21 protein-coding genes are annotated in these 25461 nt (G+C 69.4%); 8 read left to right on the plus strand and 13 right to left on the minus strand.

What is annotated here, in order from left to right; all coding sequences use genetic code 11:
• Window positions 1-102: 102 nt before the first annotated feature.
• On the minus strand, window positions 103-885 hold the full coding sequence (locus AC0IY0_RS11340; protein WP_187193687.1) for a lytic murein transglycosylase: 783 nt from the start codon (window positions 883-885) through the stop codon (window positions 103-105).
• An 803-nt stretch (window positions 886-1688) separates the two neighbouring features.
• Here AC0IY0_RS11340 and AC0IY0_RS11345 point away from each other — a divergent pair.
• Entirely contained in the window at window positions 1689-2375 is a 687-nt protein-coding gene (locus AC0IY0_RS11345; RefSeq protein ID WP_147855540.1) for a class I SAM-dependent methyltransferase, read from the plus strand.
• Between the two features lie 48 nt (window positions 2376-2423).
• Window positions 2424-3035: a hypothetical protein gene (locus tag AC0IY0_RS11350; protein ID WP_147908283.1), complete on the plus strand. Its 612-nt coding sequence runs from the start codon at window positions 2424-2426 to the stop codon at window positions 3033-3035.
• 171 nt (window positions 3036-3206) lie between these two features.
• Here the strand turns inward: AC0IY0_RS11350 and AC0IY0_RS11355 are convergent, their stop codons facing one another.
• Window positions 3207-4898, minus strand: coding sequence for an aminotransferase class III-fold pyridoxal phosphate-dependent enzyme (locus AC0IY0_RS11355; protein WP_471763817.1), 1692 nt, complete (start codon window positions 4896-4898; stop codon window positions 3207-3209).
• A 32-nt stretch (window positions 4899-4930) separates the two neighbouring features.
• On the opposite strand from AC0IY0_RS11355, the gene asd reads away from it, so the two are divergent.
• A complete protein-coding gene (gene asd / locus AC0IY0_RS11360; protein ID WP_471763818.1) occupies window positions 4931-5827 on the plus strand; it encodes an archaetidylserine decarboxylase in 897 nt (298 codons plus the stop codon).
• A gap of 39 nt (window positions 5828-5866) precedes the next feature.
• Here the strand turns inward: asd and AC0IY0_RS11365 are convergent, their stop codons facing one another.
• From AC0IY0_RS11365 to AC0IY0_RS11400, 8 genes are all read right to left on the minus strand, one after another.
• Complete coding sequence (locus tag AC0IY0_RS11365) at window positions 5867-7534, minus strand: methyl-accepting chemotaxis protein (protein WP_471763819.1); 1668 nt, start codon at window positions 7532-7534, stop codon at window positions 5867-5869.
• 387 nt (window positions 7535-7921) lie between these two features.
• On the minus strand, window positions 7922-10366 hold the full coding sequence (gene gyrB / locus AC0IY0_RS11370) for a DNA topoisomerase (ATP-hydrolyzing) subunit B (protein WP_147908287.1): 2445 nt from the start codon (window positions 10364-10366) through the stop codon (window positions 7922-7924).
• A 178-nt stretch (window positions 10367-10544) separates the two neighbouring features.
• On the minus strand, window positions 10545-11507 hold the full coding sequence (locus AC0IY0_RS11375) for an aldo/keto reductase (RefSeq protein ID WP_471763821.1): 963 nt from the start codon (window positions 11505-11507) through the stop codon (window positions 10545-10547).
• A gap of 4 nt (window positions 11508-11511) precedes the next feature.
• Window positions 11512-12156 (minus strand): MBL fold metallo-hydrolase, encoded by a 645-nt coding sequence (locus AC0IY0_RS11380; protein WP_147853884.1) that lies wholly within the window; start codon window positions 12154-12156, stop codon window positions 11512-11514.
• An 85-nt stretch (window positions 12157-12241) separates the two neighbouring features.
• Window positions 12242-12631, minus strand: coding sequence for a hypothetical protein (locus tag AC0IY0_RS11385; protein WP_147853885.1), 390 nt, complete (start codon window positions 12629-12631; stop codon window positions 12242-12244).
• A gap of 58 nt (window positions 12632-12689) precedes the next feature.
• Entirely contained in the window at window positions 12690-14357 is a 1668-nt protein-coding gene (locus AC0IY0_RS11390; protein WP_471763822.1) for an alpha-amylase family protein, read from the minus strand.
• A gap of 65 nt (window positions 14358-14422) precedes the next feature.
• On the minus strand, window positions 14423-14800 hold the full coding sequence (locus tag AC0IY0_RS11395; protein ID WP_471763823.1) for a BrnA antitoxin family protein: 378 nt from the start codon (window positions 14798-14800) through the stop codon (window positions 14423-14425).
• A gap of 94 nt (window positions 14801-14894) precedes the next feature.
• Window positions 14895-15029, minus strand: coding sequence for a BrnT family toxin (locus tag AC0IY0_RS11400; protein WP_471763824.1), 135 nt, complete (start codon window positions 15027-15029; stop codon window positions 14895-14897).
• 176 nt (window positions 15030-15205) lie between these two features.
• Here AC0IY0_RS11400 and AC0IY0_RS11405 point away from each other — a divergent pair, with 176 nt between their 5' ends.
• Window positions 15206-18247: a penicillin-binding protein 1A gene (locus tag AC0IY0_RS11405; RefSeq protein ID WP_471763825.1), complete on the plus strand. Its 3042-nt coding sequence runs from the start codon at window positions 15206-15208 to the stop codon at window positions 18245-18247.
• A 29-nt stretch (window positions 18248-18276) separates the two neighbouring features.
• Window positions 18277-19323 carry a hypothetical protein gene (locus tag AC0IY0_RS11410; RefSeq protein ID WP_471763826.1) on the plus strand — a complete coding sequence of 349 codons (1047 nt, stop codon included), beginning with the start codon at window positions 18277-18279 and terminating at the stop codon, window positions 19321-19323.
• Between the two features lie 53 nt (window positions 19324-19376).
• Here the strand turns inward: AC0IY0_RS11410 and AC0IY0_RS11415 are convergent, their stop codons facing one another.
• Entirely contained in the window at window positions 19377-19592 is a 216-nt protein-coding gene (locus AC0IY0_RS11415) for a hypothetical protein (RefSeq protein WP_147908294.1), read from the minus strand.
• A gap of 269 nt (window positions 19593-19861) precedes the next feature.
• On the opposite strand from AC0IY0_RS11415, the gene AC0IY0_RS11420 reads away from it, so the two are divergent.
• Window positions 19862-20110 carry a hypothetical protein gene (locus AC0IY0_RS11420; RefSeq protein WP_058194484.1) on the plus strand — a complete coding sequence of 83 codons (249 nt, stop codon included), beginning with the start codon at window positions 19862-19864 and terminating at the stop codon, window positions 20108-20110.
• Between the two features lie 185 nt (window positions 20111-20295).
• Window positions 20296-20928 carry a hypothetical protein gene (locus AC0IY0_RS11425; protein WP_147908295.1) on the plus strand — a complete coding sequence of 211 codons (633 nt, stop codon included), beginning with the start codon at window positions 20296-20298 and terminating at the stop codon, window positions 20926-20928.
• A 163-nt stretch (window positions 20929-21091) separates the two neighbouring features.
• Here AC0IY0_RS11425 and AC0IY0_RS11430 read toward each other — a convergent pair whose 3' ends face one another.
• Window positions 21092-21670, minus strand: a complete 579-nt coding sequence (locus tag AC0IY0_RS11430; protein ID WP_187193723.1) for a polysaccharide biosynthesis/export family protein — start codon at window positions 21668-21670, stop codon at window positions 21092-21094.
• 189 nt (window positions 21671-21859) lie between these two features.
• On the opposite strand from AC0IY0_RS11430, the gene AC0IY0_RS11435 reads away from it, so the two are divergent.
• Window positions 21860-24082: a GumC family protein gene (locus AC0IY0_RS11435; protein ID WP_471763828.1), complete on the plus strand. Its 2223-nt coding sequence runs from the start codon at window positions 21860-21862 to the stop codon at window positions 24080-24082.
• Between the two features lie 71 nt (window positions 24083-24153).
• Here AC0IY0_RS11435 and AC0IY0_RS11440 read toward each other — a convergent pair whose 3' ends face one another.
• Window positions 24154-25338 carry a GNAT family N-acetyltransferase gene (locus AC0IY0_RS11440; RefSeq protein WP_471763829.1) on the minus strand — a complete coding sequence of 395 codons (1185 nt, stop codon included), beginning with the start codon at window positions 25336-25338 and terminating at the stop codon, window positions 24154-24156.
• Window positions 25339-25461 lie beyond the last annotated feature (123 nt).

Consider the following 25461-nt stretch of genomic DNA (forward strand, 5'->3'; position numbering starts at 1 on the left):
CTGCGGCAGCTGCGTGGTCGATTCAGGATCGATCGGGACTATTTTCGGGCCAATAGCGGTACAACCCGATTGGCCCGAACAGTATTCGCCAACAGCCAAGCTTCAATCGTTGTCGATCTGCTTGCCGAGCTGCGCGATCGCCCGCTCGTAGACGGTTGCCGCGTTCCAGCCCTGGAGCGCCACGAAGTTCGGCTCGCCGGGCTGGTAGCCGGCACCCGGGCGCCAGCCATGCGCCTTCAGGAAGTTCGCGGTCGACGACAGGGCGGCGTTGACGTTGTTCAGGTCGCCGGTGCCGTAGGTCAGCACGTTCTTGGGCAGGAACTGCGTGTGGCCGACCTCGCCATGGGCGGCGCCGCGGGTGCTCGACGACAGCAGGCCCCGGTCGACCAGGGTCAGGGCCGCGTAGAGCTGATCCGTGAAGTATTCCGAGCGGCGGCAATCATAGGCCAGCGTCGCGACCGCCGAGAGCGTGTTGACGTTGCCGCGGACCGCGCCGAAGCCGGTCTCCATGCCCCAGATCGCCAGGAGCGGACCCGGGGGGACGCCGTAGCGCTGCTCGATCGAATCGAACAGGGCGGCATGGGTCCGCTTGAGCTGACGCCCCTTCGATACGATGGTCGGGCCGCCGCGCTTGGCCAGGAACTGCTCCAGCGACAGCTTGAAGCTGCGCTGGCCCCTGTCGGCCGAGATCGTCGCCGTGGAGTAGCTGGTGGTCTCCAGCGCCGCCAGGCTCGCCGCGCTGGCCTTGCCGCGCGCCTCCTGGGCGAATTCCCGCTTCCAGGTCTCGAACCCGGCCGCCGAGTTGCCGCACTGCGCGGCCTCCGCCTGTCCGGCCACGCCGGAGAGCCCGGCGAGCGCCGCCACAGCAAGGGTCATACGCCGCATTTGTTCGATCACGCCCAACACTCCTTCGGCGCGAGATCGCGCCACGTTTCTCAACTGATACCGGGGAACATCTCGTCGATAACAGGGCGAGATGATGTCGGCCACGCCGTCCGCCGGCCGTGTGGTATTCGGACCATAGCCGATGCACGCGCGCGCGCTGAGGCGTCCGGATGGACATTTGCCATCATCGTGAACGGCGCCGCGCCGCGTTCGACGCCGGACCCTTCCGGCGGGCGCCGCGTCGGCGATGCCGGTTCCAACGCCACGCATCCATCTGCCGGAGCGCTTTCCGCCGACGGGATACCGGTTCGGCATCAGTAGGCGGGTCGAATCCAGGACTGCGAGCCGGTCCGCTTGCAACGCGGTCGGGAACGGCTCTAAGGCCGCGGCGCAAGACGATTCCCGATGCCGAAAGGTTTTGTTCGCGGCGAATGCTTTGCCAGCGAAGTGCATATCGGTAAAAGAACCTTTTGTGATGTCACAACATCGTCAAACGACAATCATAGCTTTGCCGGCGGAAAGATCGCTGCGGGGATACGGTGTGGGGCCGATGACGTTCCGCTTGATGATGCGCCACCGGCGCCGCCGTCCCGTCTGATCGCCGGGCGCTCGCGATGTCCGTGATGTCATCGGCGGATCGTCCGCCCCCCGCCCGAGACAGCGCCGCCAGCGGCCGGCTCGAACCCCGCACGGTTCCGATCCGGGCCTGAGCCCGCCCTTCCCCGAACCCCGGATCCATCGGCCCGCGGCGCGGCCGGCGGCCGGGCGCCTCAACCTGACAGACAGCGAGAGACAGGACCCTCATGGCCCTCGGAACGCACGGCACCGGTTCACCGCGGGCGGCGACGCTCGGTCCAGACCTCGATCGCGACGGCGTCGCCAAGGCCTATGGCCGCTGGGCACCGGTCTACGATCTGGTGTTCGGCCCGGTCTTCGCCCAGGGCCGGACCCTGGCGGCGGCGGCCGCCGAACGGATCGGCGGACGTGTCCTCGAAGTCGGTGTCGGCACCGGCCTGTCGCTGCCGGCCTATCGGCGGGCCGCCAGCATCGTCGGGATCGATATCTCGGCGCCGATGCTGGAGAAGGCGCGCAGCCGCGTCGCCCGCTTGGCGCTGCGCAACGTCGAGCGCCTCGCCGTGATGGACGCCGAGCATCTCGATTTCGCGGACGCGTCCTTCGACGTGGTCGTCGCCCAGTACGTCGTGACGGCGGTGCCGAACCCCGAGGCGGCCCTCGACGAGTTCGCCCGGGTGCTGCGTCCCGGCGGCGAGATCGTCATCACCACCCGGATCGGGGCCGAGGGCGGCCTGCGGCGCCTGATCGAGCACACGCTGATGCCGATCACGAGCCGCCTGGGATGGCGGACCGAGTTCTCCTGGGAGCGCTACGCCGCCTGGGCCGCGACGGCACCCGTGGAGGTCGTGGAGCGACGGGCCCTGCCGCCGCTCGGCCATTTCTCCCTCATCCGCCTGCGCAAGCGCGACGCCTGACCGCGCGCCCTCTGACCCGTCCCCCACCCTCGATCGGAGAAGCACGGCATGGCGAGTTTTCTTGAGACCCTGCGCGTCCAGCGCTGGGACGACCACCGCTATTACCACCACAACCGGATCAACCAGAGCCTGCACGTGGTCAGCGCCGTGAGCTTCTTGGTGGCCTACGCGGTGGCCTTCAAGGATCCGGCGACGGCGGCGCTGATCGGCTGGCTCCTGGCGATGACGAGCCGGCAGGCGGGCCACCTGTTCTTCGAGCCGAAGGGCTACGACCACGTCAACCACGCGACGCACGAGCACAAGGAAGAGATCAAGGTCGGCTACAATCTGCAGCGCAAGATCGTGCTGCTGGCGATCTGGGCACTGTCGCCGCTGCCGCTCTACTTCGATCCGAGCCTGTTCGGCCTGATCTCGCCGCACCAGACGACCACCGACCTGATCCGCAACGTCGGCTGGATCTGGCTGTGGCTCGCGATGGCCGGCCTGCTGTTCCGCACGGTGCAGCTGTTCTTCGTGCGCGACGTGCAGACCGGCCTGGTCTGGGCGACCAAGATCCTCACGGACCCGTTCCACGACATCAAGCTCTACTACAGGGCGCCGCTGGCCCTGCTGCAGGGTGAGATGGTCGAGGAGCACGAGCCGCACGAGCACGGCGCCTGATCGTTACCCGGCCTCGCCGAGCCGGGGGGCTCCCCCCGCCTCGGTGATGCCGGGCAAAGTCCAGGTTTCAAAAGGTCCTGGACCTTTTGCGGGTGCAGGGCAGAGCCCTGCAAATTCGGGGCTGCACGCCCCGAACCCTGCCAAAGGGCCGGAGGCCCTTTGGAAACCCGATCAGGCCCGGTCCGGCGCCCGGAGGCCGAGACGAGCGCCGAGTTTGCCCAGTCGGATCGCCGCGACCTCCCGCAGGATCGCCTTGCGGATCGCCTTGTCGGTCGTGGCGCCACCGTCCCACCAGCCATCCGCCCGCATGGCGTTCGCCGCCGCCACGAACCGGGCGGCGACCGCCTCGAACGCCGCGTCGTCGTAGGCGAGGCTGAAGATCATCCGGCCGGTCCCGACCCAGGACAGGGCCAGCCCCTCGGCACGCAGGTAGAATTGCAGCATCCAGTTGTAACGCGACGGCCGCGTGTAGAGGACCGTCCAGACCGTGGACAGGGTGGAGACCCGCACCGGCAGCTCGGCCTCGGCCAGCAGCGTGTTGAGGCGCGCGGCCCGGGCATCCCAGGTCGCGTCGAGGTCGCGGTACAGGGCGGCGACCTCCGGCGTCTCCAGGCGATCGAGGAACGCGCTCATGGCGCCCATCACGTAGGGATGCGCGTTGAAGGTGCCGCGGGCGAAGCAGATGTCCACCGGGCGGTCGTCCCGGAAGCGCCGCATCAGGTCGGCCCGGCCGCACAGCACCCCCACCGGCAGGCCGCCGCCCAGGGTCTTGCCGTAGGTCACCATGTCGGCACGCACGCCGAAATAGTCCTGGGCGCCGCCCTGCGCGAGGCGGAAGCCGAGGAACACCTCGTCGAAGATCAGCACGATGCCGTTGGCCGTGCAGACCGCGCGCAAAGCCGCGAGCCATTTCGTATAGGCGGCGCGATCGAAGGCGGCCTTGCGGGCACTGTCGACCAGCGCGGAATCGGACGGTGCGCCGGCATTCGGATGCATGGCCTGGAGCGGGTTGACCAGCACGCAGGCGACGTCCCGACGGCTGCCCAGCACCCGCAGCGTCCGGTCCGACATGTCGGCCAGCGTGAGCGTGTCGCGGGTCGGCACCGGGTTGCCGATGCCCGGCTGCACCTCACCCCACCAGCCGTGATAGGCGCCGCAGAAGCGCACGATCCGGCGCCGGCCGGTGTGGTAGCGGGCGAGCCGCACCGCCTGCATCACCGCCTCGGTCCCGGACATGTGGAACGAGACCTCGTCGAGGCCCGAGAGCGCCTTGAGCCGTGCGACGTTGCCGGTGACCACCGGGTGCAGCGGCCCGAGGACCGGCCCGAGGGCCGCGACCTTCGCGGTGCCCTCCTCCAGGCAGGCCCGGTAGAAATCCACGCCGAACAGGTTGACCCCGTAGGAGCCGGCCAGGTCGTAGAAGACGTTGCCGTCGAGGTCCGTGACCGTGACGCCGTCGGAGGCCGCCGCAAAGGCCCCGGCGCCGAGATGCGCGCGCACGTGGCCGGCATACTGGAACGGCACCCGGTACAGCCCGGTGAATTGCAGGTCGGAGAGGCCGTCGCGGACCGCGTCGGTCTCGGCCCGGGTGCGGGCGAACCGTGCGCGGCAGAGTTCGGAGAGCCGCGTGAAGCCGTTCTCCCGCCGCAGCGCCACGGTCTCGTCCGGATCGTCGGAGCGGAAGAACGCGCGCTGCGAGTAGGCGTAGTGCGGGATCAGCCCGGCCACGCGCCGGGCCATCCGGGCGTGGCCGGTCAGGGACGGATGCTTGGCCCGCGACAACTGCAGGCGCTGCGCGGCCTTCGGCAGGGCGAACAAAGCCGCTGCGGCGGTGGCGGACAGGGTGGCGAGGAGTGCGGACATCGCCCCACGCCGTATCGGAGGTGGTTCACGGCATGATGACGGTTTCGGGATCACGGCTGCGGCGCGCCCTGGCGCAGGTGGGCGCCCAGGAGGATCTGAACTTCCTGCTCACCAACCGCCTGCCGCGTCGGCTCGCCACCCGGTTCATGGGCTGGTTCAGCCGGATCGAGCAGCCCCTTGTCCGCGACGTCTCGATCGCCACCTGGCGGCTGTTCTGCGACGTCGATCTCAGCGACGCCCGGGAGGCACGGTTCCCGAGCCTGCACGCGGCCTTCGTGCGGGCCCTGCGCCCCGGTGCCCGGCCGATCGCCGAGAACCCGAACGTCCTGGTCAGCCCCAGCGACGCGATCCTGGGCGCGCATGGCCGGATCGAGGCCGGGCGGCTTCTCCAGATCAAGGGCCTCTCGTACAGCCTCGCCGACCTGCTCGGGGGCGACGCGGCGCTGGCGCGCGCCCACGAGGGCGGCGCCTACGCGACCCTGCGGCTGACCGCCGGGATGTATCACCGCTTCCACGCCCCCCACGACCTGCGGGTCGAAACGGTCCGCCACATCTGGGGGGACACCTGGAACGTGAACCCGATCGCGCTGAAGCGCGTCGAGGCCCTGTTCTGCCGCAACGAGCGGGCGGTGCTGCGCCTGCGGATCGCCGGCCATCCCGTCACCCTGGTGCCGGTGGCGGCGATCCTGGTGGCGGGGCTGCGTCTCGGCTTCCTGCCGGAGGGTGTGGCCCTGCGCCGGACCGGTGGCCGCCCCCTGCCCTGCACCGCCCGCCTGGAAAAGGGCGCGGAGATGGGCTGGTTCGAGCACGGCTCGACCATCGTGGTCCTGGCTCCGCCGGGCTTCACCCTGTCGCCCAGCCTCCAGGAGGGGGCCCGCCTGCGCATGGGCGAGCCGCTGATGCGGCTGCCGGAACCGGGCGCGCCGTAGCCCTGGTCGGTCGGATCGCGGTCCGACCGCCGCGCCTGTTCAGGCCGCCTGGACCTTGGCCAAAAAGTCCGCGACCTCGACGGTCAGCCGCTCCGATTGGTGCGAGAGCTCCGTCGCGGCGATCAGGACGTGCGACGCCGAGGCTCCGGTCTCGCCGACGGCGGCGGTGACCGCCCCGATGTTGCTCGTCACCGCCTGTGTCCCCTCGGCCGCCTGCGTGACGCTGCGGACGATCTCCTGGGTGACGGCGCCCTGCTCCTCCATGGACGCCGTGACGCCGACCGCGATGGCGCGGAGTTCCACGATGGTCGTCGAGATCGTCCGGATCGCCTCGACGGCCCGGTGGGTCTCCCCCTGGATGGCCGCGATCTGCCGGGAGATGGTCTCGGTGGCCTTGGCGGTCTGGGCGGCGAGGTCCTTGACCTCGCCCGCCACCACCGCGAAGCCCCGGCCCGCCTCGCCGGCGCGCGCCGCCTCGATCGTGGCGTTGAGGGCGAGGAGATTGGTTTGCGCCGCGATGCCGCTGATCAGCTCAACCACCGCGCCGATCTTCTCGGCGCCGTCGGCGAGCCCCTGCATGATCGCGTTGGTCTGGGCGGCGTCGGCGGCGGCGCGCTCGGCCATCTCGGAGGATCGGACGATCTGCACGTTGATCTCGCCGATCGAGGCCGCAAGCTCCTCGCTCGCCGCGGCGACGGTCTGCACGTTCGCCGAGGTCTGCTCGGCGCCGGAGGCGACGCTGAGCGACTGCGCCGCCGTCTGGTCGGCGGTCCGGCTCATCGCCTGGGCGGTCGCCTCCATCTCCTCCGCGGCGGCCGACAGGGTCTGGGTCATCTTCGAGACCTCGCCGCGGAACGTGCGGGTGGCCGCGTCCAGCGCCAGCGTGCGACGGTCCTTGGCCTCGTTCTCCGTGGCCGCCTCGGCGTCGGCACGGCGCTTGGCGATCAGCGCCTCCTTGAACACCTGCACGGCGCCGGCCATGGCGCCGATCTCGTCCCAGCGGTCCGCGCCGAGAACCGGCACCTCCACGTCTCCGGACGCCAGGCGGGTCATCGCCGCGGTCATCCCGGCGAGCGGCCCGGCGACCTGCTTGAGCACGGTCACGATGCCGTACACGATCGCGACGGTGGCCAGCACGAAGGCGGCGAGGAGCAGGACACCGGTCCAGCCCGACGTCGTCCGCGCGGTCTCGAACGCCTCCCGCGCCTCCCGGATCTGCAAGCCCGTCAGCTTTCGAAGGGAGGCTTGAGTCTGAACCATCGCGTTCAGGAGGTCCACATGCCGTTCCGCATAGGCGCTCGCCTGGTTGGTGCCGGCGAGGCGCCCGAGATCTCCGATGATCGTGTCGTTCCGGTCGATCTGTGCCTGAAGCTCCCCGGCGAGGATCTTCTCCTCGGGGGTCAGATACGTGGCGAGGTAATCGGCCCATTGCCGCTTCGCCTGCGCCTGCGCGCGCTGGATGATCTCGGCCCCCGAACGCGGATCGGAGCGCCCGCCACTCAGGGCGCGCGAGGCCTCCACCAAGTTGTCGTAGGCGTCGCGCAACCCGCTGAATTGACCGAGCGGAACGACGCGATCTTCGAAGACCGTCTGCAGACTTCGCGTGTTCCAGTGCAGCGCCATATTACCGAGCGCGGTCGTGCCCAACAGCAGCGTGCCCAGGATCGCCAGAAGGGCAACGAGTCGGGTCTTTATAGTCAAGCGCATCAACGACGTCCGATCCGCGGCGATTCGATTTTCGAAGCCGACACGATATCATTCGATGCTTGACGCAATGACAAATTTTATTTGCCACGCTGAAATATTTTAATCTTTAGTTCTGGTGTCGCTTTACTATTTTCAATAGGCACCGTTGGACTGATCTCTGTCATGGCGCTATTTGAGTGTTACATCTCATGAAACGAGGAACACGAGCGCCCGAGCGTTGAAATTTGTCACGCGAACGACATGCCGATCCCGAAAGCGCCGCCGTACGATCGTTTGCCAGGGGCTAGTGGCGTGTTCCGGATAAGCCGGGTTCCGACGATCAGAATGCAACGACGGCGGCCAACGTGGGTGGCCGCCGTCGTTGCGGGTCGCCTCCGGAAAACCCGATCACACGTCCAGGTTGGCGACGCTCAGGGCGTTGTCCTGGATGAACTCCCGCCGCGGCTCGACCACGTCGCCCATCAGCTTGACGAACAGGTCGTCGGCGTCGGTCGTGTCCTTGACCTTCACCTGCAGCAGGGAGCGGACCTCGCGGTCCAGCGTGGTCTCCCACAGCTGTTGCGCGGTCATCTCGCCGAGCCCCTTGTAGCGCTGGAGCTGGAGGCCCTTGCGGCCGAAGGCCATGACGGCCTCGAACAGCGCGACGGGCCCGTGCAGCACGGTCTCGTCGGTCTTGCGCATCAGCGTCGCCGGCTCGCCGTAGATTTCCCGGAACGCGTCGGCGCGCTCGGACAGGCGCCTGGCCTCCTGAGACGAGATCAGGCTGGCATCCAGGGTGGCGACCTGCTTGACCCCGCGCAGGGTCCGGGTGAGGCGATAGCCGCCCTCGTGGGCTTCACCCTGCCAGCCCTGCTCGATCTCGTCGGCGATCAGATCGAGACGGCGCGCGGTCGTGTCGGCCAGAACCTCGGCCTCGCCCAACCGGGATGCCGCCTCCCCGTCGAACGCCCCGGCCAGCACCGCCTGCTCGACCACCGAGCGGTCGTAGCGGGTGTGGAGTCCCTGGAGCACGTTGCGGAAGCCGCGGGCCTCCTCGACCAGGCTCTTGAGCTGCGGCCCGGTGAACTCCGCCCCCGTCGAGAGCCGCAGGATTGCCCCGTCGGTCCCTTGGTCGATCAGGTAGTCCTCGAGGGCGCGCTCGTCCTTCAGGTAGATCGCCCTGCGGCCGCGCTCGGCTTTGTAGAGCGGCGGCTGGGCGATGTAGAGGTGCCCGCGGTCGATCAGCTCCGGCATTTGGCGGAAGAAGAACGTCAGCAGCAGGGTCCGGATGTGCGAGCCGTCGACATCCGCGTCGGTCATGATGATGATGCGGTGATAGCGCAGTTTTTCCGGGTTGAAGCCTTCCCGGTCCGTGGACGAGCGGCCGATTCCGGCGCCCAGCGCCGTGATCAGCGTGCCGATCTCGGCCGAGGACAGCATGCGGTCGGCCCGCACCCGCTCGACGTTGAGGATCTTGCCGCGCAGGGGCAGCACCGCCTGGAACGCCCGGTCGCGGCCCTGTTTGGCCGAGCCGCCGGCCGAATCGCCCTCGACCAGCAGGATCTCGCACTTCGACGGGTCGCGCTCCTGGCAGTCAGCGAGCTTGCCGGGGAGCGAGGCGATGTCCAGCGCGCCCTTGCGGGTCACGGTCTCGCGGGCCTTCCGGGCCGCCTCGCGGGCGGAGGCCGCCAGAACGACCTTGCCCATCACCGAGCGGGCCTGCTGCGGGTTCTCCTCGAGCCAGGTCGACAGGCCCTCGTTCAGCACGTTCTCGACCGCGGGGCGGACCTCGGAGGAGACCAGCTTATCCTTGGTCTGCGACGAGAATTTCGGATCCGGCACCTGCACGGAGATGACCGCGGTCAGGCCCTCGCGGCAATCCTCGCCGGTGAGCGAGACCTTCTCGCGCTTCGAGACGCCCGACGAATCGGCGTAGCCGGTGATCTGGCGGGTCAGCGCCGCCCGGAAGCCCGCCATGTGCGTGCCGCCGTCGCGCTGCGGGATGTTGTTGGTGAACGGAAGCACCGTCTCGTTGAACGAGTCGTTCCACCACAACGCGACCTCGACGCGGATGCCCTCGCGCTCGGCGCGGACAACCACGGGGCTAGCCATGCCCTCGATCGGCTTGCGGGACCGGTCCAGGTACCGGACGAAGGCCTCGATGCCGCCCTCGTAGTACAGCTCCTCGCGCTTGTGCTCGGCATGGCGCGCATCGGTCAGGACGATGCGCACGCCCGAGTTGAGGAAGGCGAGCTCGCGCAGTCGCTTCTCCAGCGTGCCGTAGTCGAACTCGATCATCGTGAAGGTGTTGGTGGAGGGCAGGAACGTGACTTCCGTCCCGCGCCGCCCCTCGCCGGGGCCCACGATCTCAAGCGGCGCCACGGCATCGCCGTGACGGAACTCCATCGCGTGCTCCATGCCGTTGCGCCAGATCCGGAGCTTCAGGAACGACGACAGCGCGTTCACCACCGAGACGCCGACGCCGTGCAGGCCGCCGGAGACCTTGTAGGAATTCTGGTCGAACTTACCGCCCGCGTGCAGCTGGGTCATGATGACCTCCGCCGCCGAGACGCCCTCCTCCTTGTGGATGTCGGTGGGGATGCCGCGGCCGTTGTCTGAGACCGTGACAGAGCCGTCGGCGTTGAGCTGCACGGTGACGAGGTCGGCATGGCCGCCCAAGGCCTCGTCGATGGCGTTGTCCACCACCTCGTAGACCATGTGGTGCAGGCCCGAGCCGTCGTCGGTGTCGCCGATATACATGCCGGGCCGCTTGCGGACGGCGTCGAGGCCCTTCAGCACGCGGATCGATTCCGCGCCGTACTCGGCGGGCTCGTTCGGAGGGGTGTCGGCCATGAAATTCCTCGGGCAGGCGGACCAGTTCGCGACGGAGGGACTCGCGCCGTCGGGCGCCCACGCCTGCGCTCTCGCTTGGTCCACCTGATATAGGGGTTCCGCGTTGAGATTGCACGATTTTACGGGCTCGCACGCGCCCGTACACCCGCTTTTCTGAGGCTCCGCGCTTAACGCCCCGTTAGCCCTCGATGCCGCCCGCGCTGGCCGCGTCCAAACGAGCGATCGCGTCCGCGGAAAGCTGCAGTTCGGCAGCGCCCAGCAGATCGTCGAGCTGCGCCACCGACGTCGCGCTGGCGATCGGCGCGGTGATGCCGGGCCGGGCGATGATCCAGGCCAGCGCTACCTGGGCCTGCGTCGCGCGCTGGTCCCGGGCCACCGAATCGAGCACGTCGAGGAGTGCCAGCCCGCGCGGGGTAAGGTACTTCGCGACGCGGTTCTCCCGGGCGCGTCCCGCCGCATCCTGGGCGGACCGGTACTTGCCGGTGAGGAAGCCGGCCGCCAGCGAGAAGTAGCCGATCACCCCGATGTCCTCCGCCCGGCACAGCGGTTCGAGCTCCGCCTCGTAGCCGCGCTCGGCGAGGCTGTAATCCGGCTGCAGGCATTCGTAGCGCGGCAGGCCGGAGGCGGACGAGACAGCCAGCGCCTCGGTAAGGCGGCTGGCGCCGTAATTCGAAGCCCCGATCGTCCGGACTTTGCCCGAAGCGATCAGGCGCTCGTAGGCCCGCAGGGTCTCCTCCAGGGGCACCTCCGCGTCGTCCAGATGCGACTGGTAGAGGTCGATCCGGTCGGTCTGGAGCCGCCGCAGGGACGCCTCGCAGGCCTGCTCGATATGGCGCGCCGATAGGCCCTTGCCGGCGTCACCCATGTCCATGCCGACCTTGGTGGCCAGCACGATCCCGTCCCGGGTGCCCGGGCGCGCCGCGAACCAGCGGCCGATCACGGTCTCGGATTCACCGCCCCGGTGGCCGGGCGCCCAGCGCGAATAGACGTTCGCCGTATCGATGAAGTCGAAGCCGCGCTCCACGAACCGGTCGAGGATGGCGAACGAGGTCGCCTCGTCCGCGGTCCAGCCGAAGACGTTGCCGCCGAGGCAGAAGGGCGCGACCCGGAGGTCGGAGCGGCCGATGCGACGCTTGTCCATGGTGTCAGCCCTGCAGGAACGGATTCGAGACGCGCTCCTCGCCGAGCGTGCCGGTCGGGCCATGGCCGGGGATGAAGGAGATGTCGTCGCCCAACGGCAGGACCTTCTCCTTGATCGCGCGGATCAGCTGCTCGTGGTTGCCGCCGGGCAGGTCGGTGCGGCCGACCGAGCCCTTGAACACCACGTCGCCGACCAGCGCGAAGCGTGCGTCCCGGCTCACGAACACGACGCTGCCGGGCGAATGGCCCGGGCAGTGCAGGATGTCGAAGCCGAGCTCGCCGACCGTCACGGCGTCGCCGTCGTCGAGCCAGCGATCGGGGGTCACGGCCCTGCCCTCGCCGATCCCGTAATTGGCGGCGGTCTCCGGCAGGGAATCGAGCAGGAACTTGTCGGCGCGGTGCGGGCCCTCGATCGGCACGCCGAGCCGCTCGCGCAGCTCGTCGGCGCCGGCGGCGTGGTCGACATGGCCGTGGGTCAGCAGGATCTTTTCGACCCGCACGCCCTGCTCCCGGATGGCGGCCTCGATCCGGTCGAGGTCGCCGCCCGGATCGACCACGGCGCCGACCTTGGTGGCGTCGTCCCAGATCAGCGTGCAGTTCTGCTGGAAGGGCGTGACCGGGATGATCCCGGCGCGGGGCGTTCCTGGCATGGGGTTCCGCGGGTTGGCTGCGCCGCCGTCGGCGCTCTGGACCGGGTTCTAGCGCAGAACCGGCCGTGCGGCACCCCGCGGCCGCTCAGGCCGATCCGTCCTTGGGCCGGCGCAGGCTGTCGTGGAGCGCGAGCATCTCGGCCATGCCCATCGACCGGCTGCTCCACCGGGTCTCGGCGGTGTTGACCTTCGTGAAGCGGTCGTGGGACCGGCCCCCATAGGCGCCGAAGATCGCCGTGCCCGGCTCCGTGGTTCCGGCTTCGGCCGGGGCGGAGGACGCGTCCGGCCGGTCGACCCGGTACGACGGCGCCGTCGCCTTGCCGGTGACCCCGATCCGGACCCAGGCGTCGCCGTAATGCTTCTGGCACATCCGCATCGTGACCAGCACCTGGCGCAGGTAGCCCTCGGCATCCTCGAGGCCGGGCAGCACGTCCGCGATCGTCGCGTCCGAGGGGTAATGTTTGGTCCGAACCATGTGCATCCTCGCTCCGGCACATCCCTAGCGCGCCGGGCGGGCGGGGGCGAGGCGCCGCTCAGCCCGGCGTCCGCTTCAGCAGGGCGTCGAGGCCGCCGACCCGGAACCAGTGGTAGCCGTAGCCCTCCAGGAACAGGCAGTGGCTGCCCTCGGGGCCGGCATCGCTGCGCGAGCCGGTGAGCACGTCGACCAGGATGTCGGGCTCCGGCTCGGGCACGCCGGAGCGGAGGGCGATCTCGATCGGCTCGGGCGCGAGGTTGTGCACGCACAGGATGGCGTTGCCGCGCCATGCGTAGCGCAGGGCGAGGACCGAGGCCTTGCCCGTGGGCACCGCCGTCACGTCGCCCCAGCCGATCTCGGGCGCCTCCTTGCGGTGGCGGATGATGCTCTGCATCCAGTTGAGCAGCGAGCCCCGGTCGTGCCGCTGGTCGGCGACGTTCACGTGCGCGAAGCCGTAGGGACCGTGATCGATCGGCGGCAGCACCGTCCGCTCGGCCCGGGAGAAGCCGCCCTTGTGCTCGGCGGTCCACTGCATCGGCGTCCGGGCGCAGTCCCGCTCCTTCAGGCCCAGGTCGTCGCCCATGCCGATCTCGTCGCCGTAGCGGATCACCGGCGTCCCCGGCAGGGTGAACATCAGCGAGTAGGCCAGCCGGATGCGACGGGGGTCGCCCGCCAGCATGGGGGCGAAGCGGCGCCGGATGCCGCGGTCGTAGAGCTGCATCCCCTTCTCGGGTCCGAATTCGGCGAACACCGCCTGCCGCTGCGTCTCGGTGAGCCGGCCGAGGTCCAGCTCGTCGTGGTTGCGCAGGAAGATGCCCCACTGGCACGAGATCGGGCGGGGCTTGGTCCGCTCGATCGCCTTCACCAGAGGGCGGGCATCGTGCGCGGCCAGGGCGTAGAAGGTCGATTGGTTGACCTGGAAGTTGAACATCATGTGCATGCGGTCGGCGTCGTCGCCGAAATAGTCGAGGTCCTGCTTCGGCAGGATGTTGGCCTCGGCCAGGATGATCGCGTCGCCCTTGCGCCATTGCAGGAACTCGCGGAAGTCGCGCAGCATGTCGAATTGCTCGCGCGGCTTGCCGCCGACGTCGGCCCCCTTCTCGGCGATGACGAACGGCACCGCATCCATCCGGAAGCCCGACACGCCGAGCTCGATCCAGAACCCCATGATCTTCAAGATCTCGGCCAGCACCTCGGGGTTGGCCGTGTTGAGATCGGGCTGGAAGTCGAAGAACCGGTGGAAGTACCAGGCGCCGGCCTTCTCGTCGTAGGTCCAGGTGGTCTCCTGGACTCCGGGGAAGACCATGCCCTCGTCGGTGCCGGCCGGGCGCTCCTTCGACCAGACGTACCAGTCGCGGTAGGGCGAGTCCGGGTCGGAACGGGCCGACTGGAACCAGCGGTGCTTGTCCGAGGTGTGGTTGACCACGAGGTCGATCAGCACCCGCAGGCCCCGCTGCTTGGCCGCGTGCGCGAAGGCGACGAAATCGCCGAGCGAGCCGTAATCGGGATCGACCCCGTAATAATCCGAGATGTCGTAGCCGCCGTCACGCTTGGGCGAGGGCTGGAACGGCATCAGCCAGATCGCGGTGGCGCCCAGGCCCTGGATGTAGTCCAGCCGCCGCTCCAGGCCGGCGAAGTCTCCGATGCCGTCGCCGTTGGCGTCCATGAAGGTGCCGACCGACAGGCAGTAGATGACCGCGTTCTTGTACCAGAGGTCGTTGATCATGCCGGTCCTCGCGAGGCGCCTTCAGAAGCGCCGTTCGGCCATGAGGACCGGCCGCGCCGGCGACCCTACGACGACCGGCGGGAATTGGTTCCGCCTGATTTAAGGGGTCGATCCGGCTCCTTGCGCGCATGATCCATGTAGGCGCGCAGCACGCTGTTGATCTTGGTCTGGTAGCCGCGCCCCTGTTCCCTGAAGAACGCCAGGACATCGGCATCGACCCGCATGGTCACGATCTTCTTCCGGGACTCCGGATGGATGACCGCTTGGCTCCAGTCGATCTCCAGATCGGCCTCGTCGGGATCGGTCGAAACGGCCGCGTCGACGTCGGCATCGGTCAGCGCCTTCACGGCGTCCCAGTCGCTCTCGCTGTCGCTGTTGCCGTGCTCAACCATCGCTGTCAGGTCCGCCGACGAATGCCTGACTGTATGCTTGTCGTTCTTCACGCCGCACCCTCCTGAACGAGATCAACCGCCGCCGATCCAGGCGCCAGGTCCAGACGAGGGTGACGTGCACCTCACCCAGGACCCCGACCGTGACCTAGCGCGCCTCGTCCCGGAAGGCTGCAGGACCTTCGAGCCGGGGGCGGCCGTCGAACAGGGCGACCGCGTCCCGGAAATCGAGGCGGTGCTTGGCGAGGTTCGCCCGGCGCTTCGCCTCGTCCCACTCGAACATGGCCGGTCGCCCCTCGATGTCAATACGTTCTGTCAATACGTGCTAGGGCGAAGCTTGCGGGGGGGGGGGGCACCCCGGCAGGCTTTTCCTTAAAACAGCCGCGTTGTGCTCGCTCAGTTCGGCGGCGCACCCGGGAGGTTCGCACCCGCTCCGCCGCCCCCTCGAATCCGGACCGCATGAACGCCATCCTGATCAAGCTGTTCGCGACGGCCCTGACGCTGAGCCAGGTCACGACGCGGCCGGACGCGGTGCGGACCCAGTTCGATCCGTTCACCGATCAGGCCGAGGTCGTGCGCCTGCTGCGCGACGGCTGCGCCCACATGCGCAAGGCGTTCGACATCGAGGACATCAATCTCGATGAGTTGATCACCACCGCCATGGAGGATCCGACGAGCGTCGCCGGGCCGGGGGCGCCGAAGATCCTGCACGGGCTCAACCTCGACGAGCTGAACACCAGCTACAAGCAGTTCTGCAAGGGCGAGAACCCGGCGATCTCGCCGTTCAATGCCCGCGAGGTCATCGAGTTCTACGACAACGCCACCAAGGACCTGCCCACCGCCGAGGCGCTCCGGGACAAGGTCCTGCCCGGCATGACCCGCATCCTCGACGGGTCGGGCAAGCCCTTTGCTGAGACCTTCGAGGCGAACGGCCGCCGGCTCGTGGTGCCGATCACCGCAGTGCCGAACCTCGTGCAGAAGGCGTTCATCGCGGCGGAAGACAAGCGCTTCGAGAGCCACCACGGCATCGACGAGCGCGGCGTGATCCGTGCCTTCATCGGCAACCTCGCCTCGCCCGGGCGCCCGGCCGGCGGCTCCACCATCACCCAGCAGGTGGTGAAGAACCTCTCGGTCGGCGACGACGTCACCTACGAGCGCAAGATCCGCGAGATGATCGTGGCGGCCCGCCTGGAGCGGATCCTCTCGAAGCCGCAGATCCTCGGGCTCTATCTCAACGGCATCTATCTCGGTCGCGGCGCCTACGGCATCGAGATGGCGGCGCAGAGCTATTTCGGGAAGTCGGTCGGGCAGCTGACCCTGCCGGAGGCCGCCCTGCTGGCCGGCATGCCGAAGGGACCCAACTTCTACAGTCCGGACAAGTACCCGGAGCGGGCGCGCGAACGGCGCGCCTACGTGCTCGCCCGCCTCAAGGAGGACGGCACGATCACCGATGCCGAGATGTCCGGCGCGGTCAACGCCGATCTCGGGCTGAAGCCGGTTGACGCGACGCGGCGCGATTCGGGCTTCTACGTGGTCGATTACCTGAACCGCGAGGCCCGCACCTTCGCGGGGGTGGATTCGCTGACCGCCGGCTCGTTCACGGTCCGCTCGACCATCAATGCCGGGCTCCAGCGCGCCGTCGAGGGGGCGCTGCAGGACGGGCTCGCCAACTACGAGCGCGCCACCGGGCGCCAGACCTACACGGGTCCCGAACTCAACCTCGCCGACAGCATCCGCCGGATCCAGGCGGCGACGCCCGCGCCGGAAGGCTCGGTGCAGAGCGCGCCCGGCGTGACGGGGGCCCGGGCCGAGGCCGCGAAGGACCCCGCGAAGCCCGAGGCCAAGGCGGGCGCGAAGGCGGCCAAGCTCAAGGCCCCGGCGGCGCCGCTGGTGAAGCCCGTGTGGCTGCGGGCCCTGGAGAGCGCGCGGCCGACCCTGTACGACGTGCACTGGCCCGTCGCCGTCGTCCTCGAGCCCGGGCGCGGCCCCGTGAAGGTCGGCCTCGCCGACGGCCGCACCGCCACCCTGGATCCCGGCGTCGCCCGGGGCAAGCTGCAGCTATACGACGTGGTCCGGGTCAAGCTCACGGAGGGGCGCGGCGCACCCCGGGCGCAGCTGCGGGTCCGGCCCAACGTGCAGGGTGCCGCCCTGGTCATGGAGAACCAGACCGGCCGCATCCTGGCCATGGCGGGTGGGTTCTCCTATCCGCTGAGCCAGCTCAACCGGGTCACCCAGGCGGTGCGCCAGCCCGGCTCGACCCTCAAGCCGCTGACCTACCTGGCCGCCCTGAATGCCGGGCTCCAGCCCAACACCCTGGTGATGGATTCCGCCGTGACCCTGCCGCCGATCGGCGGATCCGGGGATTCCTGGTCGCCGAAGAACTACGAGGGCGGCGGCTCCGGGCCGACGACCCTGCGCAGGGGCCTGGAATTCTCCAAGAACCTCGTCACCGCCCGGCTATTGCAGGGGGGCATCGCCCCGAAGGCGCCGGCCAGCCTGAAGCGGGTCTGCGACATCGCCTTGGAGGCGCAGATCTACGCCGAGTGCGAGCCCTACTACCCGTTCGTCCTCGGCGCGCAGCCGGTCCGGATGCTCGACCTCGCCGGGTTCTACGCGGCGGTGGCCAACGAGGGCGCCCGACCGGCGCCGTTCGCGCTCGAATCGGTCGAGCGGGACGGCAAGCCGCTCTACACCCACGCCGCCCGCGAGCCCACGCGGATCGGCTCCGCCGACCGGATCGCGTTCTACCAGCTCAAGACCATGCTGCAGGGCGTCACCCAGCACGGCACCGCGGCGGCCCTGTCCAAGGTGTCGGCCTACGTCGCCGGCAAGACCGGCACCTCCGAGAACGAGAACGACGCCTGGTTCGCGGGCTTCACCAACGAGATCACCGTGGTGGTCTGGGTCGGCTACGACAACGCCGACGGCAGCCGCAAGACGCTCGGCCGCGGTCAGACCGGAGGGCATCTCTCGGTCCCGATCGCCTCCACCATCCTGCAGGCGGCCTGGGCGAACGGCATCGCGAAGACGCCCCTGCGCGGCCCCTCCCCCGAGGCGCGGCCGTTCATCGCCGACCTGGCGATCGACCCGCATAGCGGCCAGCGGGTCGCGGGCGGCGGCTTCATCGAGCATTTCCGAACCAGTGGCGACGGCCAGATGGCCGACACCCAGTTCCGCCTGGTGCCGCGCGAGACCCTCTACGCCATGCGGCCGGATGCGCAGGACGGCGACCTCTCCAGCAACGAGGACGGCGCGAGCGTGGCCGGCGACTACTACGGCAACATGACCGGCGAGCGTGCCGCCCCCGACCCCCTCGATCCCTTCGGCGAACGCCCCGCTGCGCGCAGCCGCCGTGCGCAGGGCGATCTGGATTCCTATGGCCAGGACGCCTACAGGCCCTGGCCCGGCCAGACGGCGCGCTCGCCCTTCGGAGACGAGGGCGTGCGCCAGCCGCGCCGCCGCGACCCGGACTACCTGTTCGGCGAAGACCCGGGCTACTGACCCACCCGCTCCGACCGATGAGATGCCCGTTGCGAACGCAGTTTCCTGCCGCCCTCGCCCTCGTTCTGACGGCCGCTGCGCCAGTCTGCGCGCAGAGTCCGGCCGCCAACACCGTGCCGGGGCTTGAACGGATCAAGGAGGTGCCCTCGGTCACCGCCCTCGATCCGGCCGCGCTCAAGCCGGGGCAGATCCTGTTCACGGATCACCGCGACAACCCCACGGCGCCCGAGAACGGGCTGATCCCGTACCTGGACTGGCTTAAGGTCCGCCCGGCCGAGGCCGCGGTGCTGGCGCCCTTCCCCGGCTACAAGGAGCCGGACTACACCGTGACGGTGAACGGCGTGACCAAGCCGCGGCACGAGACGCTGAAGGTCTACGTGGCGGAAGGGCGGTTCGTGGTTGCCCGGCCGCCCGAGGCGATCGACCTCCAGGCCTTCGCCAATCTCGGCTTCGTCCAGAAGATGGACCCGGCGATCAAGCACAAGGCGATCACCACCGGCGAGGTGACGCCGAACAAGGACCCGGCCGCCGCCTTCGCCAAGCGCCCGGACCGGCCCTGGTGCGAGAGCGCCGGCGCCTGCATCGAGTCCCGCTACGATCTCGAAGGCAAGCTGCCGCTGGGCGTGAAGCTCGCCAACAAGCTCGAAGAGGGCTCGGCCAAGAAGATTGCCGAGTACGTCTCGTTCCAGAGCGAGCTGCGGGTGCTCGGCGCCGACCAGGGGGCGGCCCTCGCGGCGCTGACCAAGATCGACACGCCGGTGACGGGTGGGCTGGAGCAGACGATCTTTTGGGTCAACCAGATCCTGCGCTTCGGCAAGTTCCTGGCGGTGTTCCAGCCGTTGCCCAACGATCCCACCAAGACGGTGGTGACGACCTACATGGCGCTCGCCATCAAGGCCGATGTCCTCGACCGCAAGGCCGAATATGCCCGGGTGCCGGTGCTGAAGAACCTGCTGCCGGCCCAGGTGCTGATGGGCAATTCGAGCTTCAACACGGGCAGCTCGATCAGCGCCGGCCTGCCGGTCTACGCCCGCAACCGCATCACGACCTTCGCGGACGCGATCGCGAAGCGCTGACCGATCGACACCTCGATCCCGGATCGGCGTTCCGGGACGGGGCGCCCGGGGGCTCAGAACCCGCGGTTGCCGATCGAAGGCAGGGTCGGCTGCGTGTAGGCGCGGTTCACGTCGCGCCGGGTCTGGGTGCCGTTGGTGTCGTTCGAGGCGCGGTAATTGTCGAGCCGGAAGCTGTCGGCGAGGCCGCTGCGCCCGTCCGGGCTGTCGGTGTTGCAGGCGCACAGGCCGCCGACCGCCAGGAACGCGACGGCAAGAAGGGTAAAGCGCATGATTGGTCCTGAGCGGTGCCGACCCGCGCGAGGGATCACTATCCGCCGCCGAATCGCAGTGTGAAAAGTCGGTGCCGGCATGGTCAGCGCGCCGGCAAGTCCGTCAAGACCGGCGGAGAGGCGTAAACCGATTCTGCCGCCTCCGATGCGCGGCGGCCACGGAAAATCTACCTTTCCAGCCGTTAGCGGCGGATAGAGGCCGGCAATTGCCGGAAGTCCGGTCCTTACCCCTGGCGAATCCGGGTCCTTTCGGGCCAGAACCGTCGGCGATGAGCAATGTCCTGCCCTTCCGGCCGCGCCCGACCGTCACCCGCCTCGCCCGCTGCGAGGTCGTGACCGTGGCCGGCGATCTCCTCGCCCTGCTCGAGCAGCTCGAGGATGTGAGTGCCCGCGCCGCCGCGATGGGCCGTCCGACGCTCGAGGTCGAGCGTACGGTTCAGAACCTCCTCGACGCGGTCAGCGCCGTGGAGCGAGCCCTCGATTGCATCGGCGAGGGCGAACAGGTCGCCCCGGCCTGAGCCGCGTCGGCCCGCCATGCGAGCCGATCTAGCACAATAGATCGTGCTCCGATTCGGTAGAATACCGCAGCAGCTGCAACGTTCGTCGAACTTCGCCACAAGACCTCTAATATTCCGGAACCCTCCCGCGCAGCTTGCGGTTGAACGTCCGGCGCTCGATACCGACGCCAGTTCCGGAGGACGTTATGAGGTTTCGTACGGGCAGCACGTTGGCCGTCATCACCGCCGCCGGGCTCCTTGTGGGAACGAACGTCCAGGCGCAGGCGGCTGAAATCGGCTTCCTCGAGATGCTGTTCGGTGCGCGGCCGGCGCCCCAGGCGGTCCAGCAGGCCCCCGCGCCCCTCGAGGATCGCGCCGTCTACCGGCGTTCGACCCCGCGGCTCGGCCATGCGCGGCACCGTCTCCAGACCCGGTACGCCGCGCTCCCGGTGCGGATCCGCGCCAAGGAGAGCGAGCTGAGCGAACGCCAGACCCCCATCGACATGAAGGCCGGTGCGGCCGCCGCGCTGATGAAGGACGAGACCCTGATGCCGGGCGACATCGTCGTCCTCAACACCGGCGCCAAGGTGTTCACCGGCAGTCCCGACAAGCGCCACGCACTGCGCGATTTCGAGCCCGTCCACACCTCGCGCTTCGTCAGCAAGGGGACGCGCAAGCAACTCGCCGGATTGTTCACGCCGGTGGGCGCGTCGCCTGCCAGCGAGGCGCGCCGCGTCGTCGCACGCAGCACCCAGGTTCCGGCGTCCCCGGTGGCGACACCGATCCCGCCGCAGCAGACCGCGATGCGGATCATCAACGTGTGGCAGCCAGCGCAGTAACCCGCGACCACCGATGCCCGCGGGGATCCCGTCTAGACGGAGGTCCCACCCGCGATCTCAACCTGCGATGTGAGCGCTGCTCGGCAGCACCACACAATAGGTGAGAGTTCTGGATGGCGCTCAGCGATAGCAGGCCGCCGCGCGCGTCGCGCCGGACAGGGCGTCAGAAAAAGCGCTCCTTGACCACGATCGTGTCGCCCGGCCGGACCGAGTAGGTCATCGGCACGATGCCCGACACCAGCCCGCCGCCGGTATCGCGCGTCAGCACCGCGTAGTCGCGGGCCGCCCGCGGGCCGAAGCCTGCGGCGATTGCCACGGCCGTCTCGACGGTCATGCCGTTGACGAACGGGTATTGGCCGGAGGTCGTGACCTCGCCCAGGATGTAGAACGGGCGGTAGGTGTCCACCTCCACGGTCACGTGCGGCTCGCGCACGAAGCCGGAGGACAGCTTGGCCTCGATCGCCTTCGCCGCCTGGCCGGTGGTCTGGCCGCCGACCTGCACGGTGCCGATCAGCGGCATGGCGATCTTGCCTGCCCCGTCGACGGCGTAGATGTTCGACAGGTTGTCCTGTCCGAACACGATCACCCGCAATTTGTCGCCCGCCGAGAGCGGGTAGCGCGCGCCGATCGAGCCGGTGCCGGTGGCATCGAGCTGGTCGGTCCGGAAGGTCGGACGCAGGCAGCCGCCGAGCGCCAACGTCGAGCCAAGTGCGAGGAAAAGAGCGCGCCGGTTCATCACCATCGCCGTCATGGGTGCCAATTCGCCTCGGTCTAGGCTGTTAAGGTTAATGAACCTTGATCATCGCGATGGCCTGTTCCGAACAGAGCGGCGCGCGGCGGGCCTTAACTCTCAAGCAACCTTAACATCCTCTAATGGCGCCCGGGTGGCACTGATCGCCGCCCCGTCGGCCGTCGTGCTCAGAGCGTATTCATGTCTCGTATCAGCCTGCGCTCGCCCATCGCCGCGCCCGTGCAGCGGACCTCTCCGCGGGACGGCGTCGGCCTCGCGCAGGTGCCACAGATCCTTCGCCGCTCGATCGGCTGGATCGTCGGGCCGACCCTGGTGGTCGCGCTGGGCGCCAGCATCTTCGTCAACGTCGTGAGCCCGCGCTACACCGGCGAAGCGAAGCTGATCCTGGAGAGCCGCGATCCGGCCTTCGCCCGCACCGCCCAGGAGCGTGCCGACCAGCTGGCGCCGATCGACGAGCAGGCGGTGGCCAGCCAGGTTCAGGTCGTCATGTCCCGCGACCTCGCCCGGGAGGCGATCCGCCGGCTGAAGCTGGTGGGCAACCCCGAATTCGACCCGGGCTCGAGCAGCATCGGCCCCGTCCAGCGCGTGCTGATGATGCTGGGCATCGGCGCCAACCCCCTCGACCGCCCGGCCGAGGACCGCGTGCTCGATGCCTATTTCGAGCACCTGCTGGTCTTCCCGGCGGGCAAGTCCCGCATCCTGACGATCGAGTTCCGCGCCAAGGACGCCAAGCTGGCGGCCGAGGGTGCCAACACCATCGCGCAGCTCTACATTTCCTCGCTCGAGGCCGACAAGGTCGACACCGCGCGCTACGCATCGACCTGGCTCGGCGGCAACATCGACGGCCTGCGCAAGCGCGTCGCGGAGGCCGAGGCGAAGGTCGAGGCGTTCCGCGCCAAGAACGGCCTGGTCGGCAGCGGCGGCGCGACCGGCCAGCCGCTGACCACCCAGCAGCTCGGCGAGCTGTCGAGCCAGCTGTCCCAGGCCCGGATCCTGAAGGCGGACCTCGCCGGGCGGGTGAAGGCGATCAAGGACCTGATCAAGGACGGCCGCGCCTTCGAGATCACCGAGGTCGCCAACAACGAGGTGGTCCGGCGCATCGTCGACAACCGGATCGCCGTCCGGGCGCAGCTGGCGCTGGAGTCCCGCACGCTGCTGCCGGCCCATCCGCGGATCAAGGAGCTGCACGCCCAGCTTGAGGATCTCGACGCCCAGATCAAGACGTCGGCCGAGCGCATCGCCCGCACGCTGGAGAACGACGCGAAGATCGCGGGCTCCCGGGTGGAGAGCCTGCAGGCCGCGGTGGACGGCCAGCAGGACGTGGTCGTGAAGGGCAACACCAGCGAGATCCAGCTCCGCGCATTGGAGCGCGAGGCCAAGGCGCAGCGCGAGCAGCTCGAATCCTACCTGTCCCGCTACCGCGAGGCCGCCGCCCGCGACGGCGAGAGCGCCACCCCCGCGGATGCCCGCATCGTCTCGCGCGCCGTGACCCCGGAAGTCCCCTCGTTCCCCAAGAAGCTGCCGATCGTCAGCTTCGCGACGCTGGTGACGCTGATGCTGGCGGTGGGTGGCGTGCTCGCGAGCGCGCTCCTGGCCGAGGGAGGCCGGAACGCCAAGGAATCGGACACGGCGTTCGATACCTCGGACCGGCGCCCCCGCCGCGAGCCCGAGCTCGAGCGCCCGACCTTCGCGTTCCCCGAGGCGATGCCCCCGGCCCACTGGTCTGAGGACGAGGCCGTCCCCGCAACGGCCGCCCCGGCACCCGTCGCCCGGATGCAGGCCGAGGCTTACGACCTCGCCCCCCTCATCGCCCGGATCGGGGGCGCGGGCCGCCTGCCCGGCGACCGGTCCGGGTACCGGATCCTCGTCATGGAGACGGAAGCGTCCCAGGGCGAGAACGCGCTGCACGACGCCCTGGTGCGGGCGCTGGGCCGCAAGGCCAGCCTCGTCACCATCGACCTGAACAATCCGCATGCCGGCACGGCCGAGCGCGGGTTCAGCGATCTCATCGCGGGCGACGCGGCCTTCCTCGACGTGATCCAGTCCGCGGGCGAGAGCGGCCTGCACCGGATCGCCGCCGGGCGCACCGAAGCCGACGTGCTGTTCGACGAGCCGGACACCCTCAGCCTGACCTTCGAGGCCATGGCGGAGGCTTACGGATGGGTCGTCTGCCGCCTTCGGGCGGCGCCGGGCGCCGTCGACCTGCTCGAGCTGACGGCCGGCTACATGGACAGTGTCATCATCGCGTCGAATGCCGCCGCCGAGGATCCGGCGCTCGCCGACCTCTACGCCATCGCGGAGGATGCGGGCGCCGGCCAGATCCTGGTGGCGCAGGACCGCGCGGCCGAGCACTTCGCGCAGTCAGGCTCGACGGATCCCGAGCTCCGCCTCCGCGCCGCGTGAGCGCACGCCACGATGCGTCCGTCATCGCTGCCGGATCACCCGAACGGCGATGAAAGCCGTTCGGGCCGTTTTTATCGCCGCAGCAAGGTCCGCAGCTTCGCGGCGACGGCGTAGAGACGGGGATCGCGCTTGATCCGGCGCTTCGTCCGGGTCAGGCCCAACCGCATCAGCCCGTAGGCCCGGCCGCGCAGGCTCACCGGCACGATGGTCTCGACCAGCCCGATGGTCTCGTCGCAGATGCTCGCCTTGTAGCGCGCCTCGCCGACGCCGAGATCGAAGCCCTGGCGGCCCCGGGCGGTCTGCTCGCCGACGAGGTGCTGCAGCAGCAGGTCCCCCGGGCTGAACCGGGCGATCTCCGGGTCGGGATCGAACGCCGTCATCATGCCGCTGAAGCGGTGATCGCTGACGGCCCCCCCGAAGGTCGCGAGCACGCGGCCGCTCTCGGCAAGGCACAGGACGTAAATCTCGACCGCCGGTTCGGCGCCGGACGTGGCCGCCGACAGGAACCGGCGAACCGCATCGTCGGCGTAGGGGTCTGCGACGCCCATCCCGGCGAACCGCACCGCCTTGTGAGCGTAGAACGCGGTCAGATAACGGGCCGCGTCCTCGGGGGTCTCGGCCAGGCGATAGGCCAGGGCGCCCTTGGCCTCGATCAGCCGCTTCTCCTTCGAGCGCAGCTTCTTGCGGGCGTCGGCGCTGAACACGCGGCGCACCGTGGCCTCGGGGTCGGGTCCCAGCATCAGCCCGTAGGCGTCGCTGGCTTCCGGTTCGCCGGCCTGCGCGAACGGGTTGGCCGCGCCCTCCCACATCAGGGGCTGATGCTGCAGGGCGTAGGCGTCGATGCCGGCCGACCGCCCCACGCGGATCAGGGCTGCGGTGACCTCCCCGGCGGAGATTGCGGCGGCGTCCCGGGTGGCGAACAGCGGCATGTGGTAGTTGGCGTGCGTGTCGCCGACAATCCGGGCCACCACCAATCCGGCTTTGCGGCCGAGCACGAGGGGCAGCAGGATGCGGGCCCGGCCCTCGGCATCCCGCAGGACGACAATGCGGGCTTCGGCCTCCGTACCGGTCGCGCGCAGGTAGGCGCAGACCCAGTCATACCGCTGATAGGGCGTCTGCAGGCTGGCCGGATCGGCCTCGAGCCGCCGCCAGAGGGCTTCGGCCGCGGCCAGGTCGGTGAAGATTTCCGCCGTCAGCGTTCCGGACGCACGCGCACCGATCATGTCCGTTCCCGCCACCTGGACGCCGGTCGCCATATCCGATTCTCCCACCCGCTCGGGCATGGCCCGAACCTGTGCGCCGACCTTGTGCGGCACGCGCTGAATGCCCGGTGACCTTGGGGGTTGAGAAGACCTGGACACGACGGCAAATCGCGGCCT

The sequence above is a fragment of the Methylobacterium sp. AC315 genome, from assembly GCF_979253755.1.